16 protein-coding genes are annotated in these 16,466 nt (G+C 40.1%); 14 read left to right on the plus strand and 2 right to left on the minus strand.

All coding sequences use genetic code 11. The features are described 5' to 3' along the window. Positions 1-22: 22 nt before the first annotated feature. Entirely contained in the window at positions 23-502 is a 480-nt protein-coding gene (locus HW278_RS02970; protein WP_009410597.1) for a Dps family protein, read from the minus strand. A 642-nt stretch (positions 503-1,144) separates the two neighbouring features. On the opposite strand from HW278_RS02970, the gene HW278_RS02975 reads away from it, so the two are divergent. The 14 genes from HW278_RS02975 (at position 1,145) to tpx (ending at position 14,703) form a co-directional block, all read left to right on the plus strand. Beyond that, on the plus strand, positions 1,145-2,104 hold the full coding sequence (locus HW278_RS02975) for an IS30 family transposase (protein WP_255493530.1): 960 nt from the start codon (positions 1,145-1,147) through the stop codon (positions 2,102-2,104). A gap of 101 nt (positions 2,105-2,205) precedes the next feature. Then, on the plus strand, positions 2,206-3,972 hold the full coding sequence (locus HW278_RS02980) for an ABC transporter ATP-binding protein (RefSeq protein WP_048746581.1): 1,767 nt from the start codon (positions 2,206-2,208) through the stop codon (positions 3,970-3,972). Positions 3,973-4,077: 105 nt separating this feature from the next. Then, positions 4,078-6,483, plus strand: coding sequence for an FtsK/SpoIIIE family DNA translocase (locus HW278_RS02985; RefSeq protein WP_178976883.1), 2,406 nt, complete (start codon positions 4,078-4,080; stop codon positions 6,481-6,483). A 157-nt stretch (positions 6,484-6,640) separates the two neighbouring features. After that, complete coding sequence (locus HW278_RS02990) at positions 6,641-7,294, plus strand: DUF4145 domain-containing protein (RefSeq protein ID WP_178976884.1); 654 nt, start codon at positions 6,641-6,643, stop codon at positions 7,292-7,294. A gap of 39 nt (positions 7,295-7,333) precedes the next feature. Continuing rightward, complete coding sequence (locus tag HW278_RS02995; protein ID WP_178976885.1) at positions 7,334-8,527, plus strand: aspartate aminotransferase family protein; 1,194 nt, start codon at positions 7,334-7,336, stop codon at positions 8,525-8,527. Positions 8,528-8,728: 201 nt separating this feature from the next. After that, complete coding sequence (gene pncB / locus HW278_RS03000; RefSeq protein WP_002673512.1) at positions 8,729-9,901, plus strand: nicotinate phosphoribosyltransferase; 1,173 nt, start codon at positions 8,729-8,731, stop codon at positions 9,899-9,901. Positions 9,902-9,933: 32 nt separating this feature from the next. After that, positions 9,934-10,134: a hypothetical protein gene (locus HW278_RS03005; protein WP_048746587.1), complete on the plus strand. Its 201-nt coding sequence runs from the start codon at positions 9,934-9,936 to the stop codon at positions 10,132-10,134. Between the two features lie 95 nt (positions 10,135-10,229). Beyond that, positions 10,230-10,775, plus strand: coding sequence for a Smr/MutS family protein (locus HW278_RS03010; RefSeq protein WP_053580990.1), 546 nt, complete (start codon positions 10,230-10,232; stop codon positions 10,773-10,775). Beyond that, positions 10,776-11,456: an ABC transporter ATP-binding protein gene (locus tag HW278_RS03015; protein WP_002673519.1), complete on the plus strand. Its 681-nt coding sequence runs from the start codon at positions 10,776-10,778 to the stop codon at positions 11,454-11,456. A gap of 43 nt (positions 11,457-11,499) precedes the next feature. Further along, positions 11,500-11,943 carry a PepSY-like domain-containing protein gene (locus tag HW278_RS03020; protein WP_178976886.1) on the plus strand — a complete coding sequence of 148 codons (444 nt, stop codon included), beginning with the start codon at positions 11,500-11,502 and terminating at the stop codon, positions 11,941-11,943. 76 nt (positions 11,944-12,019) lie between these two features. Beyond that, positions 12,020-12,466: a PepSY-like domain-containing protein gene (locus HW278_RS03025; RefSeq protein WP_178976887.1), complete on the plus strand. Its 447-nt coding sequence runs from the start codon at positions 12,020-12,022 to the stop codon at positions 12,464-12,466. Position 12,467: 1 nt separating this feature from the next. After that, a complete protein-coding gene (locus tag HW278_RS03030; RefSeq protein ID WP_015781669.1) occupies positions 12,468-12,902 on the plus strand; it encodes a PepSY-like domain-containing protein in 435 nt (144 codons plus the stop codon). A gap of 2 nt (positions 12,903-12,904) precedes the next feature. After that, a complete protein-coding gene (locus HW278_RS03035; RefSeq protein ID WP_178976888.1) occupies positions 12,905-14,134 on the plus strand; it encodes an NAD(P)/FAD-dependent oxidoreductase in 1,230 nt (409 codons plus the stop codon). Between the two features lie 71 nt (positions 14,135-14,205). Continuing rightward, entirely contained in the window at positions 14,206-14,703 is a 498-nt protein-coding gene (tpx, locus tag HW278_RS03040; protein ID WP_178976889.1) for a thiol peroxidase, read from the plus strand. Positions 14,704-14,758: 55 nt separating this feature from the next. Here tpx and recJ read toward each other — a convergent pair whose 3' ends face one another. Next, on the minus strand, positions 14,759-16,453 hold the full coding sequence (gene recJ / locus HW278_RS03045) for a single-stranded-DNA-specific exonuclease RecJ (protein ID WP_178976890.1): 1,695 nt from the start codon (positions 16,451-16,453) through the stop codon (positions 14,759-14,761). Between the last annotated feature and the right edge of the window lie 13 nt (positions 16,454-16,466).

The following is a 16,466-nucleotide window of genomic DNA, read 5'->3' on the forward strand; positions in this document are numbered from 1 at the left end:
CTCGTTTAATCAAAATTCAGTATTAAATTACTTCATTGAGGTAGGCTTTGAGCATCCAAACGGTTTTCTCTTGTTCGGTTACAAAGTCGCTCATTAGATTATTAGTACCTTCATCACCTATTTCGTCGGAGAAGTCTAACAATTCTCTTTCCAAAGGTAATAAAGTGCTAATGGTATTGATTATCAGGCGTACGGTTTTATCATCGTCGAAAATGTTTTCGCCTACGGGAACAGAAGTGTGCTTTACATAGCTTTCGAGAGTGTGAAAAGGCACGCCACCGAGGGTAAGAATACGCTCAGCTATTTCGTCGACTTGTTCTTGTGCGGTATTATAAAGTTCTTCGAACTTCACGTGTAGTTCAAAGAAGCGTTTTCCTTTTACGTTCCAGTGTACACCGCGCAAGTTTTGATAATACGTTTGATAATTGGCAAGCAGTACATTTAGCAAGCCGATTTCTTTTTCTACTTTGGCTTTATCAAGCCCTAAGGTATTTAAACTCATAATTTGTTATTTTAAAAATTCTACGGTGCAAAGGTAGCAGTTTTTTTGCAAAGAAGAGGTACTGGATTTATAGATTTTTTTAATTTTAAAATAATGGTAATTAATAGTGGAGAATGAGAAAATGAGAGAATGAGAGAATGAGAGAATGAGAGAATGAGGGAATGAGAGAATTAGAAAATGAGAAAATTAGCAGATTAGTAAATGGAGGCGGAGAAAAACGAAAGATATCAGAAGTGAGTTAAGAGGAATTTTGATGAAAAAAGGCTATTAGGAGGGTGAGGGTAGCTTATAGAGAGCTTATAGGAAGCTTATACGAATCTTGGACGATTGGTATAGAAAGGGTATATAAATAATTGATTCATAATATAATACAACAAGGCTAAAAATGTTAAAAACGGGGTTTCGAGGCGAAAGAAAAGGGAAGAGGCATTAGACCTTAGGGCATAGGCACTAGGGGGAGTATGACGGGAACAGGGTGTAAGTTCCACTAATAATTGCAATTTTAAGTAGTAATTTTTAGTAAAACTTTTATTTTTCAGAGGGTTTTGCCTCTAAGGGGCAACCCTCTGAAAAATAAAAAAAGAGAAAAAACTATAAAAGTCTTTTCTCTTTCAAAATAAATGCTTTTCTTTGTAAATGACAATGAAAGAATATAAGCATTTAAATTTGGTGCAAAGGTCGGTAATTTCTGCTTTAAAAGCAAGCGGAATCAAACAAAAAGATATTGCTCTTTATGCAGAGTGTAATCCCTCTACCGTCAGTCGAGAGCTGTCAAGAAACAAAACAAAGACAGGAAAATACAGTCCAAAAGTAGCTCAAGAAATCTCAGAAGAGCGTAAAGAACGTTTTAGGAAAGAACGTAAATTTACTAAAGAAATGAAAGTTTTTGTTATTAAGCATATCACTGAAGAACAGTGGTCTGTTGAGCAAATTGTAGGGTATTGTAAAAAAAATAGAATACCAATGGTTGGAAAAACAACTATCTATAATTTCATTCACCAAGACAAAGAAAACGGAGGCGAACTATACAAACACACTCGTCATCAGCTTAAGCATAGAAGTAGAGCATTGTACACTTGTAAAAAGAAAGTAGAAGATAAAAAGTCTATTGAAGAACGTCCTGAGGTTATAAGTCAGAAAACAGAGTTTGGACACTGGGAAATAGATTTAATTGTAGGAGCAGGAAATAAAGGAGCGATACTTACATTGGTTGAAATGACTACTAAAATGTTATTTATGAAAAAGTTAAAAGAAGGAAAGAAAGCTAAATCATTAGCAGATGAACTTATAGATATGACCTTGCCTTACAAAAACTATATAAAGACAATTACTGCTGACAATGGTAATGAATTTTCTGATTTTAAGCGAGTTGAAAAGAAATTGAACCTACAATTTTTCTTTGCTCATCCTTATAGTTCTTGGGAGCGAGGTCTTAGTGAACACACCAATGGTCTTGTACGGCAATACATACCTAAAAATACTGATTTTAAAAATATTACAGATAAAGAAATTAAAGAATATCAATATAAAATTAATAATAGACCAAGAAAAGTATTAGATTTTGAAAAACCTAAAGATTTATTCTATCAGAAAGTAATCTGAAAAATTGCACTTGATGGTGGAATGGGCGGGGAATAAATGACGAGTGTTAAATTTGGGGATTTGGGAATTAGTTCGTAATTTTGCCACCTTAAAAGAAAACAATGTCAGAAAAAACATCTCGCACTAAACATACTTTTCGTCAGCTGTCGCACTTTGTAAAACCTTATCGTGGGGTATTTATAGCCGTAGCTCTCTTTGCGGTGCTATCGTCTATCTTTTCGACCGCACAACCTTACTTGATAAAAGTAGCGATTGACAATTATATCACTCCTAAGGATTACGAGGGTTTAGTGCGCATTGTGTACATACTCATAGCTTTGCTATGTGCGGAAGTAACAATGCAGTTTCTGTTTTCTTATTACTCTAACTGGCTGGGACAAACGGTAATACGCGATGTGCGAGAAAAGCTTTTTGCGCACTTGTTGCGCTTTAAGATGCGGTATTTTGACAAATCGTCCATAGGGGTATTGGTAACGCGTGCGGTGAACGATATGGAACGGATAGGCGAAATTTTCAGTTCGGGGCTTTTTGAGATGGCAAGCGATATACTGAAAATGTTTGTTATCACGATTGTAATGTTTGTGATTGATTGGAAATTGGCGCTTATCAGCTATGCTACGATGCCTCTTATTTTGTACTTTACGCGTTGGTTTCAACGTTCAATGAACGCAGCTTTTGTGGAGGTACGTCACCAAGTGGCAAACCTAAACGCCTTTGTACAAGAGCGCATTTCGGGTATTAAAGTATTACAACTTTTTGCGCAAGAGCGCGAAGAATTGGAGAATTTCAAAAAGATAAACGAGAAACACAAACAGGCGTGGCTGAAAACGATATGGTACAACTCTATTTTCTTTCCGATTGGCGACTTGTGTGTATCGATTACCATTGCGCTGATTGTGTGGTTTGGCGGTCGGCAAATTATAGGAGAGAACGTGTACGACTTAGGGAATATCTTTCTTTTTATACAGCTTTCGCAACAGTTATTCCGACCCATTAGGCATATAGCCGATAAGTTCAACACTTTGCAGATGGGCATTATCGCTTCTGACCGCGTATTTGCTATTTTGGATACTGAAACGGATACTGAAACTGGAGGTGAGAAAGAGTTGAAGGAGGTGAAAGGTAATATTAAGTTTGAAGACGTCCGTTTTGAATACGTAGCAGGAGAAGAAATCTTGCACGGCATTAGTTTTGAAGTAAAAGAAGGCGAAACTATTGCAATTGTAGGGGCAACGGGTGCAGGGAAGACCACTATCACCAATTTGCTAAACCGTTTTTACGACTTGACTTCGGGGGCGATTTACATCGATGGGGTGAACATTGAGGAGTATACTCTCAGTTCGCTACGAGAGCACATTGCTACCGTGTTGCAAGACGTATTCCTATTTGCCGATAGTATTTACAACAATATCACCTTGAAAAATCCTGCTATCACCGAAGAGGAAGTGATTGCGGCTGCTAAGAGTATAGGAGTTCACAACTTTTTGATGAGTTTGCCAGAGGGATATCATTACAACGTGAAAGAGCGTGGGGTTATGCTTTCGGCAGGACAACGCCAGCTGATAGCTTTCTTGCGCGCCTACGTACACAAACCGCAAATTCTTATTTTGGACGAGGCAACGTCTTCAGTAGATTCGCATTCGGAAAAGCTCATACAAGAGGCTACCGATAAGATGACCGAAGGACGCACGTCCATCATCATTGCACACCGCCTTACCACCGTAAAAAAAGCTGATAGAATAATAGTATTAGACAAAGGGAAGATAGTGGAAATAGGCAATCACGAGGAGTTGTTGCAAATAGAAAACGGCTATTACCGCAACTTGTATGAGGTGCAGTTTTTGGAAGAAGTGAAATACAAGGAGTGAGACTACATCTCAGAAATTAGCATAAATGAGGTTCAGAATCAAGTATATAAAACGCATTTGAACTGACGTTACATAAAATTTAATTGAAAAAACGCTTAACTATAAATGGCTAAAAAGAAACAACCACAAGAAACACAAAAGAAGAAGAAGGATACTAATAAACCTCAACAGCGCAAATTGGCTTTTGGCGTATTTTTAGTACTGCTATCGCTGTATTTGGTATTTACCTTTTCGTCATTCTTCTTCTCGTGGCAGACTGACCAAAGTGGATGGGCAGATTTGAGCAATCGGGAAGAAATTGCTGACAATATAGGCAGTAAGATAGGAGCCTATTTGGGTCAGTTATTTGTATATAAAGGTTTTGGACTGGCAGTTATCTTTCCTGTGTGGCTTCTATTTCTATCAGGGATGAAACTTATCCTAAATATGAAAAAGCCATTGCTAAACCGCTGGTTCTGGGGGATTCTGTTAATGGTATTCACTTCAACCGCCTTAGGATTTTTGGGAGGGAAAGCTACCATATTAGCAGGTGTTTCGGGCTATGAACTAAACCATTTTCTACAAGACTATTTGGGCAAATTGGGCACTATACTACTTTTGGTACTTATTGTGGTACTCTATGGCATTTTCAAACTAAATCTCACTACTGAAAAGGCTGTTGCTTTCTTCCAAAATACATTCTCTAAACTGAAACGCGAAGGAGAAGAAGAACAGGAGCAAGGCGATGAGGAGGAAAACAGCTTTGAAAGTATAGAAAAAGAGCCTAACTCCATAGAATTTACTACTGATGAGGGCGATTTAGACTTTATCATTCCACAAGGTGAAAACGAAAAGTTAGACCCTTTTACCCATAAAAAGGAAATTCCGCGCCTTGATGGACAAGAGGGAGGTTTAGAAATCACTAATATTCCCGAAGAGGAACAACCTGATTTTACAGTAACGCCTACTCAGCCAACAGAGGCAATAGACCCCGAGGCTCTGGCTAAGCAATTGGTAGAGAACTATGGAGAGTATGACCCAACGTTAGAACTTAGCGATTACCGTTTCCCTACACTCGACCTCTTAGACGACCCCAAAGACAGTGGTATTGTTATTAACCAAGAAGAATTGGAGGAAAACAAGAATACAATCGTACAAACGCTGAACGATTACAAAATTAAAATAGAGAAGATAAAGGCGACCATAGGTCCTACCGTTACTCTTTACGAAATTGTACCCGAAGCGGGGACACGTATTGCAAAAATCAAGAACTTAGAAGACGACATAGCCCTTTCATTGGCAGCACTTGGTATTCGTATTATCGCACCTATTCCAGGGAAAGGTACGATAGGTATTGAAGTGCCAAACAAGAAGCCTACAATGGTGTATATGCGCACGATGATTACTGCACCGCGATTCCAACACGCCGAAATGGAACTGCCTATCGCCTTCGGAAAAACAATTAGCAACGAAACTTTTGTAGCCGACCTTACCAAAATGCCTCACCTACTAATGGCGGGGGCAACCGGACAAGGTAAATCGGTAGGGATAAATGTAGTGCTCAGTTCGCTACTCTACAAGAAGCACCCAGCCGAAGTGAAGTTTGTGTTAGTAGACCCTAAAAAGGTAGAACTCTCGATATTTGAGCGTATAGAACGTCACTTCCTCGCTAAATTGCCCGATAGTGAAGAAGCAATTATTACCGATAACAAAAAGGTGGTGAACACGCTCAACTCCCTTTGTATAGAGATGGACAACCGCTATGAACTGCTGAAAAATGCCCAAGTGCGGAACATCAAAGAGTACAACGCTAAGTTTAAAGCGCGACAGCTAAACCCTAACGAGGGACACCGCTTCTTACCTTACATCGTATTGGTGGTAGATGAGTTTGCCGACCTGATAATGACAGCAGGCAAGGAGGTAGAACTTCCTATTGCACGATTGGCACAGCTTGCCCGAGCCATTGGTATTCACTTGATTATCGCTACTCAACGCCCATCGACCAATGTGATTACTGGTATTATTAAAGCCAACTTCCCTACGCGTATTGCCTTTAAGGTAAGCTCTAAAATAGACTCTAAAATCATCTTGGACGGCTCAGGAGCAGAACAGCTCATTGGACGAGGTGATATGCTCTACTCGCAAGGAAATGAACCCGTACGTATACAATGTGCTTTTGTAGATACCCCCGAAATAAAACACATTACCGACTTTATTGGGGCACAGCGTGCTTACCCCGATGCGTACTTGCTTCCTGAGTATATAGGACCTGAGGGAGAGGGTGTAGATTTAGACTTCGACCCCTCGGAGCGTGACCCTATGTTCCGCGAAGCTGCCGAAGTGGTAGTGAATGCCCAACAAGGTTCGGCTTCGCTCTTGCAACGCAAACTAAAATTAGGTTACAACCGCGCAGGTCGCCTCATCGACCAATTAGAACACGCAGGTGTAGTAGGTCCGTTTGAAGGCAGTAAGGCAAGACAAGTGCTCATTCAAGACATTGTAAGCTTGGATAGATTGCTTTCTGACAATTAACAATTGATAATTGACAATTGACAATGGTTGCGTCGCATACTCTGGCAAAGTTTCACACTTTGGCAAAGTTGAAATTAGCAACTGACAATGCATACACCGCATACTTTGTTATACTTAAGGATTTTGAAAAAGTGAAAAAATATTAGAATTTGTAAATATGAAAATTATAACACATAATGAATATGCTGAAAATATAGATAAATATCCGGATATTTGTCCCCATTGTCATAAGTATCAAATACCTAAATATATAAGTGGGTTAGATTATTATAATTTTGGAACAAAAATAGTTGAAGCTTTTTTTCAATGTACTAATAGTGATTGTAATAAAGGTTTTATAGCTTATTATTACAAAGGCGTTCTAAGAGAGATATCTATAGGGGCTTTTTTAGAAAAAGAATTTAGCGAGATTATAAAAACAATATCTCCTCAATTCTCTATTATCTATAATCAAGCGTATTTTGCTCAGCAAAATATGCTTGATCAAATTACAGGCGTTGGATATAGAAAAGCATTAGAGTTTCTCATAAAGGATTATGCTATAAAAAATAATCCTTCAGAAGAAAAAAGTATAAAAAAAACACCTTTAATGCAGGTTATCAATAAACATATTGGTGATACTAATATTAAAAATGTTGCAAAACGTGCTGTATGGTTGGGGAATGATGAAACTCATTATATAAGAGTTTGGGAAGATAAGGACTTGTCTTTTCTGAAACAACTTATTGATTTAACAATTCATTGGATAGAAGCAGAAGAACTTACAAAGACAATGATGGAAGAAATGCCAGATAATAAAAATGTTAGATAATAATTAAGACTCTTGGAGAGTAAATAGTGAAAAAAAATAATGAATCAACAACAAGATTTTTTAAAATATCAAGCCCCTACCTCGCCTTATCCGCGATTGTTGGAGGTAGAACGTGCCGAGGGTAGCTATATCTACACTACCGATGGCAAGCGTTATTTAGATTTTGTGGCAGGCGTATCGGCTTGCACCTTAGGGCATTGTCACCCTGCGGTAGTGAAGGCTATCCAAGAGCAGTGTGCTACCTATATGCACGTAATGGTATACGGCGAGTACGTACAAAAACCAGCAGTAGATTTCTGCAAACTCCTTGCTGAACAGTTACCACCAGAGCTCAATACTACCTATTTGGTAAACTCCGGTACGGAAGCTATTGAGGGCTCAGTAAAATTAGCCAAACGCGCTACGGGTAGAACTCAACTTATCGCTGCCAAAAACGCCTACCACGGCAATACACAAGGTTCGATGAGCCTAATGGGCTATGAAGAACGCAAACGCGCTTATCGTCCGCTTATCCCTGATGTAGATTTTATAGAGTTCAACAACGAAGCCGATATCCTCAAAATCACCGAGCGCACCGCAGGGGTAGTCTTGGAAAGTATCCAAGGAGGAGCAGGATTTATCGAACCCCAAAACGACTATCTTATCAAGGTAAAACGCCGTTGTGAAGAAGTGGGAGCCCTGCTTATCATCGACGAGATACAACCAGGTTTCGGACGTACCGGCAAGCTCTTTGGTTTCCAAAACTATGGCTTTACCCCCGATATTATCGCAATAGGCAAGGGTATGGCAAGCGGTATGCCGGTAGGGGCATTCGTGTCGTCGTATGAGCGTATGCAACTATTGGCAAACAGTCCTAAAATGGGGCATATCACCACTTTTGGGGGCAACCCTGTGATAGCAGCAGCCTCGTTGGCAACTCTCAATCAGCTCCTCACTACCGACCTAATGGCTCAAACCTTAGAGAAAGAAAAACTCTTCCGCAAGTATTTGCAACACCCACTCATTGAAAGCGTGAACGGTAAAGGACTGATGTTAGCAGTTATCGTTAAGACTGCCGAAATCGCCGATTTTGTAGTGAATTACTGTCAAGATAGGGGACTCATTGTGTATTGGCTGTTGTTTGAACACCGCGCCGTACGACTTTCTCCTCCACTTACCCTTACAGAAGAAGAAATAAAAGAAGGCTGTGATATTATCTTGGAAGCATTGAATCAAGTAGAGAAATCATTCTAAATTATTGCTATCTACATTTAATTCCTTTTTAATCGAAGCTAAAGCGAACCTAAGGCGAATCTAAACCAAAGCTAAGACGAAAAATAGGTGGAATAGAATTAGGAAGCAATCGGTTATAATTGCAATTTATTTATTATCTTTGCCCAAAATAAGTTTTTTAAACTTACTAATTATCCATTGTAAATTGTTAATTGAAAATATATGTCTGCAATCCTAAACTCATTATTAGACAACGATTTTTACAAATTCACTATGCAATGTGGCGTAGTGCAGTTATTTCCTAAAAACAAAGCACGTTACACTTTTATCAACCGTGGCAAACACGAATTCCCCGATGGCTTTGCTGAGGCTTTGAGAGAAGAGGTGAACAATATGGCAAAACTGAAACTCACCAAAGCCGAAAAGCAGTTTTTGATAGATAACTGCCCCTATTTGAGTCCGCTGTATTTAGACTTTTTGGAAGGGTATCGCTATGACCCTTCGGAAGTACATATCGAACAAAACGGTAGCGACTTGCAGGTAACTGTTGAGGGCTATTGGTATCGCACGATACTTTGGGAAGTGCCCCTACTTTCTATAATTAGCGAGCTCTTCTATAAACTCACCAAAGCGACCGCTTGGACAGATGAGCAAGTGATAGCTAATACTCGTGAAAAAGAATTGTTATACAAAGAATTAGGAGTGGTATTTGCCGAGTTTGGTACCCGTCGTCGCCATTCGTATCACGTGCACGACATCGTGATGCATACCTTAATGGAAGGCTACAACCAAACCTTTATAGGTTCCAGCAATGTGCATTTTGCGATGAAATACAAGGTAAAACCGATAGGTACTCACGCTCACGAGTGGTTTATGTTCCACGCAGCTGAGTACAGCTACAAAATGGCTAATGCACTCTCTCTCGAACACTGGGTGGATGTGTACCGTGGCGACCTTGGGGTAGCACTATCGGATACGTATACTACCGATGTGTTTTTCAAGCAGTTCGATAAGAAGTTCAGCAAGTTGTTCGACGGTGTGCGTCACGATAGTGGCGACCCTATAGTCTTTGCCGAAAAGACAATAGCACACTACAAGAAGATGGGGATAGACCCACTCTCTAAATACATTATCTTCTCTGACGGACTTAACCCTAAGAAAGTACAAGCAATTACCGAAGCTTGTAAAGGTAAAATAGGTATTTCATTTGGGATAGGTACCGACCTCACTAATGATGTAGGCTTACGTCCGATGAACATAGTGATGAAGCTCACTGGGGTACTTACCAGCGATAACGAGTGGGTACCTACTGTAAAACTTTCAGACGAGCCTAACAAACACACGGGCGACCCAAGAATGATTGAACTCGCAAAAGGAATATTGGCAATTAGCTAATGAGCTAATGAGCAAATTGATAAATGGAATTTATGAATTATATATTAATGATTTTAGGGATATTGGTAGCACTGTCGCGTTATCTTTTTCCCAAATACGACCAAGCGTTACTCATCATAGGTATAAGCCTACTGATGATAGGTATCTATCGCATTTCGCGCAACCTACCCTCTAAAAATGAGGAAGATTTTCAAGACCCAGCGACGAAAATAAGAAACCCAGAAGACGAATGACGAGTGACGAATGACGTTTCGTGTCTCTAAAATGGGACAATTTACAAATTTACAAACTAACAAATTAACTGCCCGTACGGCTCACACCTCGCACTGTGAACATAGGAGATTACATAGAAGTATTAGACGATACCATTAAAGGACACATCGTGCGCCTTACGCCTCAGCAGGTAACAGTGCTTACTACTGAGGGGTTTGAATTAACTTACCGCCCTGAGGAAATAATAGTTATTGAAGAGGAAGCGCCTTTAAAAGGTGCTTTTACCAATATAGATGAAGAGAGTTTGCGCAAAGATGTAGTGAGCAAGCGAAAGAACAAATCGCCTCTCACTAAAAAAGAGCGTAACATTCCTCCAATGGAAGTAGATTTGCACATTGAGCAATTGGTCAATTCTACTAGGAATATGACCAACTACGATATGCTTACCCTACAACTCGAAACCGCTCGCCGGCAGTTAGAGTTTGCCATTGCACAGCGTATCCAGCGGGTTGTGTTTATTCACGGAGTAGGCGAAGGCGTGTTGCGCACCGAATTAGAATTCCTGTTGGGGCGTTATTCTAACGTTACTTTCTACGATGCCGAATATGCCAAATACGGCATAGGCGCTACCGAAGTATATATCTATCAAAATGCCAAATAAATGATTCAAGCTACCAATATTCATAAAACTTATAAAGATTTAGAAGTGCTCAAAGGCGTATCGGTGAACGTTTCCAAAGGCGAAATTGTATCGATAGTAGGAGCTTCAGGAGCAGGAAAAACCACCCTGTTACACATCTTAGGTACTTTGGACAGTCCAGACACCAATAAACCATCATCGTTGGTGATTAATGGTACGGATATATTGTCGTTATCCTCCAAAGCCTTGGCAAAATTCCGCAATGAACACATAGGCTTTATCTTCCAATTTCACCAGTTGTTGCCTGAGTTCACTGCTTTGGAGAATATCTGCATTCCTGCACTCATCAAAGGGGTAGGCAGGAAAGAAGCCGAAAAGCGCGCGATGGAGCTCTTAGACTTTTTGCACCTCACCTCGCGTGCTGACCATAAGCCCAATGCCCTTTCAGGAGGCGAACAACAACGAGTGTCGGTAGCACGCGCCCTGATGAACCACCCTTCGGTAGTATTCGCTGATGAACCCAGTGGCAACCTCGATTCTGAAAGTGCTGAAAAACTACACCAACTCTTCTTCCAACTGCGCAATGAGTTCCAGCAGACATTTGTAATCGTTACCCATAATGAAGAATTGGCTACTATGGCAGATAGAAAGCTGGTGATGGTAGACGGAAGGATAATTATTCCCAATTCTTTCCCAAATTAGGTAGTATCTTTGCCCCGTTAAACTTAAAAACAGATTAAAAACGATGAAAAAATTATTATCAATTATTGCCATTTTTTTATTGACTGTAATAGCAGTACAAGATTTGTCAGCTAAAGACACTCCTATTACTTTTGAACAATTGCCGGCTAAAGCGCAAGCTTTCGTAAAACAACACTTTAAAGTAGGAGATATCGCATCGGTATGGAAAGACGACGATTTCCACGACCAAGATTACAAAGTGTATTTTAACGATGGCACTCAAATTGAATTCTATAGCAATGGCGACTGGGAAGAAGTGAAAACTCGCACTCAGGCTGTACCTGCAAAACTTATTCCTAATGGTATCGCTCAGTACGTAAAGAAAACCTACCCTCAAACGGATATCTACAAAATCCAAAAGAAACGCTATGACTATGAGGTAGAACTCGCTAACGGACTCGATTTGGAATTCAATGCTAAAGGACAATTTTTAAGAATAGACGACTAATAAAAAGTACCATTCATTTGGTACTTTTTTTATTTTTAGCTACCTTTGTCGCCTTAAACATATCAATTATAAAAAGATGAATACATTCAAAACATTATCAACAGTAGTCTTCTCTTTACTTGCTTTTGGAGTGGCTACCGCTCAAGACGAAGGTCTTGTACCTATAAGTACTTTGCCTGCCAGTGCACAAAGTTTTATTAAGCAACATTTTTCTACTAATAGCATCGTTTCAGTATGGCAAGATACCGAGAAAGGCAAAGTAGAGGACTACACCGTGCTCTTTGCTGATGGCACAGAAATAGAGTTTCGTGCTGATGGCAATTGGAAAGAAGTGAAATCACGCAACGGACAAGTTTCGCCCAAGATTGTTCCTACAAAAATTACTAAGTATGTGCACAAAAACTACCCTAATGTAATCGTTAAAGAAATTAAAAAAGAACGTACTAAATACGAAGTAGACCTTTCCAACGGGGTAGAACTCATTTTTAACTTAAATGGTAAATTCTTAAAAATAGACGACTAAAATGAAACATTTTTTATTACTCATTGCTGCTACACTTACCTTCAGCGCAGCCTCAGCACAGGACAAAAAAGTAACTTTTAACGACCTCCCTGCTGATGCTATCAACTTTGTGCGCGAGCATTTTTTGGTAGACCACATCGCTTCGGTATGGAAAGACACCGATTACAAGGACGAAGAGTACACCGTCATCTTTCGCGATGGACTTGAAATAGAGTTTAACGGAGATGGCGATTGGAAAGAGCTTAAAGCTCGTCACGGCAAAGTGCCTGATCACGTAGTACCCGAAAAAATATTAGCACACGTACGTGCCACCTTCCCTTTTGAATCTATCAAAGAAGTATCGCGCAACCTTAGTAAAAAGAAATATGAAGCAGAACTTACCGACGATCAAGAACTTAAATTTGACGATAAGTTCAACTTTATTGGGGTAAAATAACTATGTACGACCTTCTTATTATCGGTGGAGGAGCTGCTGGCTTCTTCACCGCTATTAATACTGCTGAAAAACACCCTAACTTCAAGATTGCTATCCTCGAAAAAAGCAAAGAAGTACTCCACAAAGTGCGCATTTCAGGTGGAGGACGCTGTAACCTCACCAACGCTACTTTTACTCCTCAAGAACTTGTAAAGAACTATCCTCGTGGCAATAAGGAACTCCTCAGTCCCTTCTACCGTTTTATGTGTGGTGATACAATGGACTGGTTTGAAGCTCACGGTGTCCCTCTCAAAACTGAAGCTGATGGTCGTGTATTTCCTATTTCTAATAATTCGGAGAGCATTGTAAATTGCTTCCTCAACGAAATAAAAAAACATCATATAGAGCTCTTCGCTGAGCAGAATGTACAAGCCTTCTCTCCTACTCCCGAAGGTTGGCAAGTAAGTACGCCCAAGCAGACCTACATTGCTCGAAATGTAGTCATTACCACCGGCAGTAATCCTAAAATGTGGCAATTGTTAGCTAATTTGGGGCATACTATCATACCACCAGTGCCCTCGTTATTTACCTTTCATACTTCCACCCAATGGACGAAAGAACTATCGGGTATTGCTGTAAATGCCTCTATACGTTTGCTTAGCAAAGAAGGAAAATCACTAAAAATAACTGAGACTGCTCCACTACTCTTCACCCATACAGGTTTTAGCGGACCTGCGGTATTGCGCGCCTCGGCTTGGGGGGCTCGTATGCTTGCTGAATGTAACTACCAATGCTTAATGGAAGTAAATTTCACTGCTAACGTCGTAGAGGCGCTTTCTTATGACGAAACGCTCTCTGTTCTCCAAGAGTTTAAACAAAACAACGGACGCAAAGCAATGCAAAGCTTCTCACTTTTTGAACTCCCCAAACGCTTATGGTCTGCTCTTTTAGAAAATGCAGGTATCGCTCCTGAACAAGTGTGGGCAGAAATCAACAAAACACAATTGCGTCGGCTGGCTGAAGCTCTTACCCAATATCGTTTCCCCATAGAGGGCAAAGCTACCTTCAAAGAAGAATTTGTAACAGCAGGTGGTGTAAAACTCTCTGAAATCAACTTTAAAACTTATGAGAGCAAGCTACACCCTCAGCTCTATTTGGCAGGAGAAGTACTAGATATTGATGCTATTACTGGAGGGTTTAACTTCCAAAATGCGTGGACGGGTGGTTATATCATCGCAGAAAGTATTCAATAATAATTCTATTATAAACTTAATACTTGGCACTATTTTTGTTTATTTCATATTACTAATAATAACTATATTTTATGGCAAATATTACATTTCACGAACAACCAGCTCATACTGTTGGAGAACTTCCCAAAGTGGGTACTATAGCTACTAATTTTTCAGCTGTAAGGAATGATTTAGCTGAAGTAACACTCAAAGACTTTCAAGGGAAGAAAGTTGTACTAAATATTTTTCCGAGTGTAGATACGGGGGTATGTGCAGCTTCTGTGCGCAAATTTCACGTGGAAGCTTCTAAACTCAGCAATGTAGCTATCCTTTGTGTATCTAAAGACCTTCCTTTTGCACTTACTCGTTTTTGTGCTGCTGAAGGAATAGATAATCTCACTATGCTTTCAGACTTTAGAGGTGATTTTGCAAAGCATTACCCTATTGTCTTTACTGATACTCCCTTAAAAGGGTTATTATCACGTTGTGTAATAGTTTTAGATGAGCAAGGAAAAGTGGTTTATACAGAACAAGTAGCTGAAACCACAGACGAGCCTAACTACGTTAAAGCATTAGAGGCTTTGAAATAGGTAAGGAAACAAATAAAAAAGAGGTTATTAGAATACTATTCCAATAACCTCTTTTTTATTTTATATCTCTTATTTGTAACTGCAAACTTACTCTGCCATTCCACTCATTTTCTTCTATTGAATATACTATGCTGAAAGGTCTGCCAGAGGTTACTATGGGGAGTTTATGTGCTAAGCCAAAGCCTACTGCATCGTAATACGAGGTAGTGCCTACTTCTTTTAAGGTGAGTTTTAAGTGTTCTTCATCTTTACCGATACGTTTGGCAAAGCCGGTATCTATTACGTTTTCGGCATAGAAAAGCGGAGGGAGATTCAGAGGACCGAAAGGCTCAAACTGTTTGAGTACGTTATACAACTTTGGGGTAAGTTTGCTCAATGGCAAAGCGGTATCTATAAAGAGTTTGGGAATGCGAAGCGAAGAGTCTATGGTTTGCTTTACTACTTCTTCAAAGGCATTTTTGAAAAGCGGATACTGTTCAGGGAGTAAAGTGAGTCCGGCAGCGTATTTATGACCACCAAACTGCTCCAAATACTCACTGCATTTTTCCAAAGCTTCGTAAATATCAAATCCTTGTACCGAACGCGCTGAAGCAGCATATTTATTACCGCTCTTAGTAAAGACTACCGTAGGACGATAATAATGCTCTATAAGGCGAGAGGCGACAATACCTATCACCCCTTTATGCCATTCTTCATTAAACACTACCGACGTATAGTGTTCTTGCTCGCCATTTGCCTCTATTTGGTTGAGAGCTTCGGTGGCGATACTGCTGTCCAACTCTTTCCTATGTGTATTAAGTGCGTCTATTTCCTTAGCTTTAAGTACAGCTTGTTCTTCATCAGTTTCAGTGAGGAGAGCAACGGCGTATTTGCCGTGTTCTATACGTCCTGCTGCATTCACACGAGGTGCTGCTTTGAACACTACATCGGTTATGGTAATTTTACCTTGATGCTCTCCAAAAAGCGCTTTTACGCCTGCCGACGGATTATTATTGAGTACTTCTAAACCAAAGTACGTCAAGCAACGGTTCTCACCGTCCATTGGTACGATGTCGGCAGCAGTAGCGACGGCTACTAAGTCTAAAAGAGGAATGAGTTCGCTGAACGGGCGTTGTAAATACTCGTGATAAGCTTGGGCTAATTTAAACCCTAAACCACAACCACAGAGTTCTTTATATGGGTAAGGACAATCAGCTTGCTGGGGGTCGAGCACGGCAATAGCATCGGGCACTTGTTCCGAAGGACGGTGGTGGTCGGCAATGATAAAATCAATCCCTTTTTCTTTGGCATATTCTACTTTATCAATGGCTTTGATACCGCAGTCGAGCGCAATGATGAGGGTACAACCTTGCGCCTCGGCATAGTCTATTCCTTGAAAAGAAATACCATAGCCTTCGGTATATCGGTCAGGGACGTAGGTGTGCAATTTAGAAGTGAAGTTGCTAAGATAGCGCTCCATTAAAGAAACGGCACTAGTACCATCGACATCGTAATCACCATAGATAAGGATTGTTTCGTTACTTTTTAAGGCTCGATCTAAACGAGCAACGGCTTCTTTCATTCCTTTCATCAGGAAAGGATTATGTAATTGTGAGAGTGTAGGACGGAAGAAATCTTTTGCTTGCTGAAAGGTAGTCACGCCTCGTTGTGCTAAAAGAATCGCCAAAGGCTCACTGATGTTGAGCTCTTGTTGCAAAGTAGCGACAATAGCTTGCGGTGGTAGTGGTTTAAAGTTCCAAGTGTAGTCCATTATTTAGGTAAGA

The sequence above is a fragment of the Capnocytophaga sp. oral taxon 902 genome, assembly GCF_013394735.1.
GTDB classification, from domain to species: domain Bacteria; phylum Bacteroidota; class Bacteroidia; order Flavobacteriales; family Flavobacteriaceae; genus Capnocytophaga; species Capnocytophaga ochracea.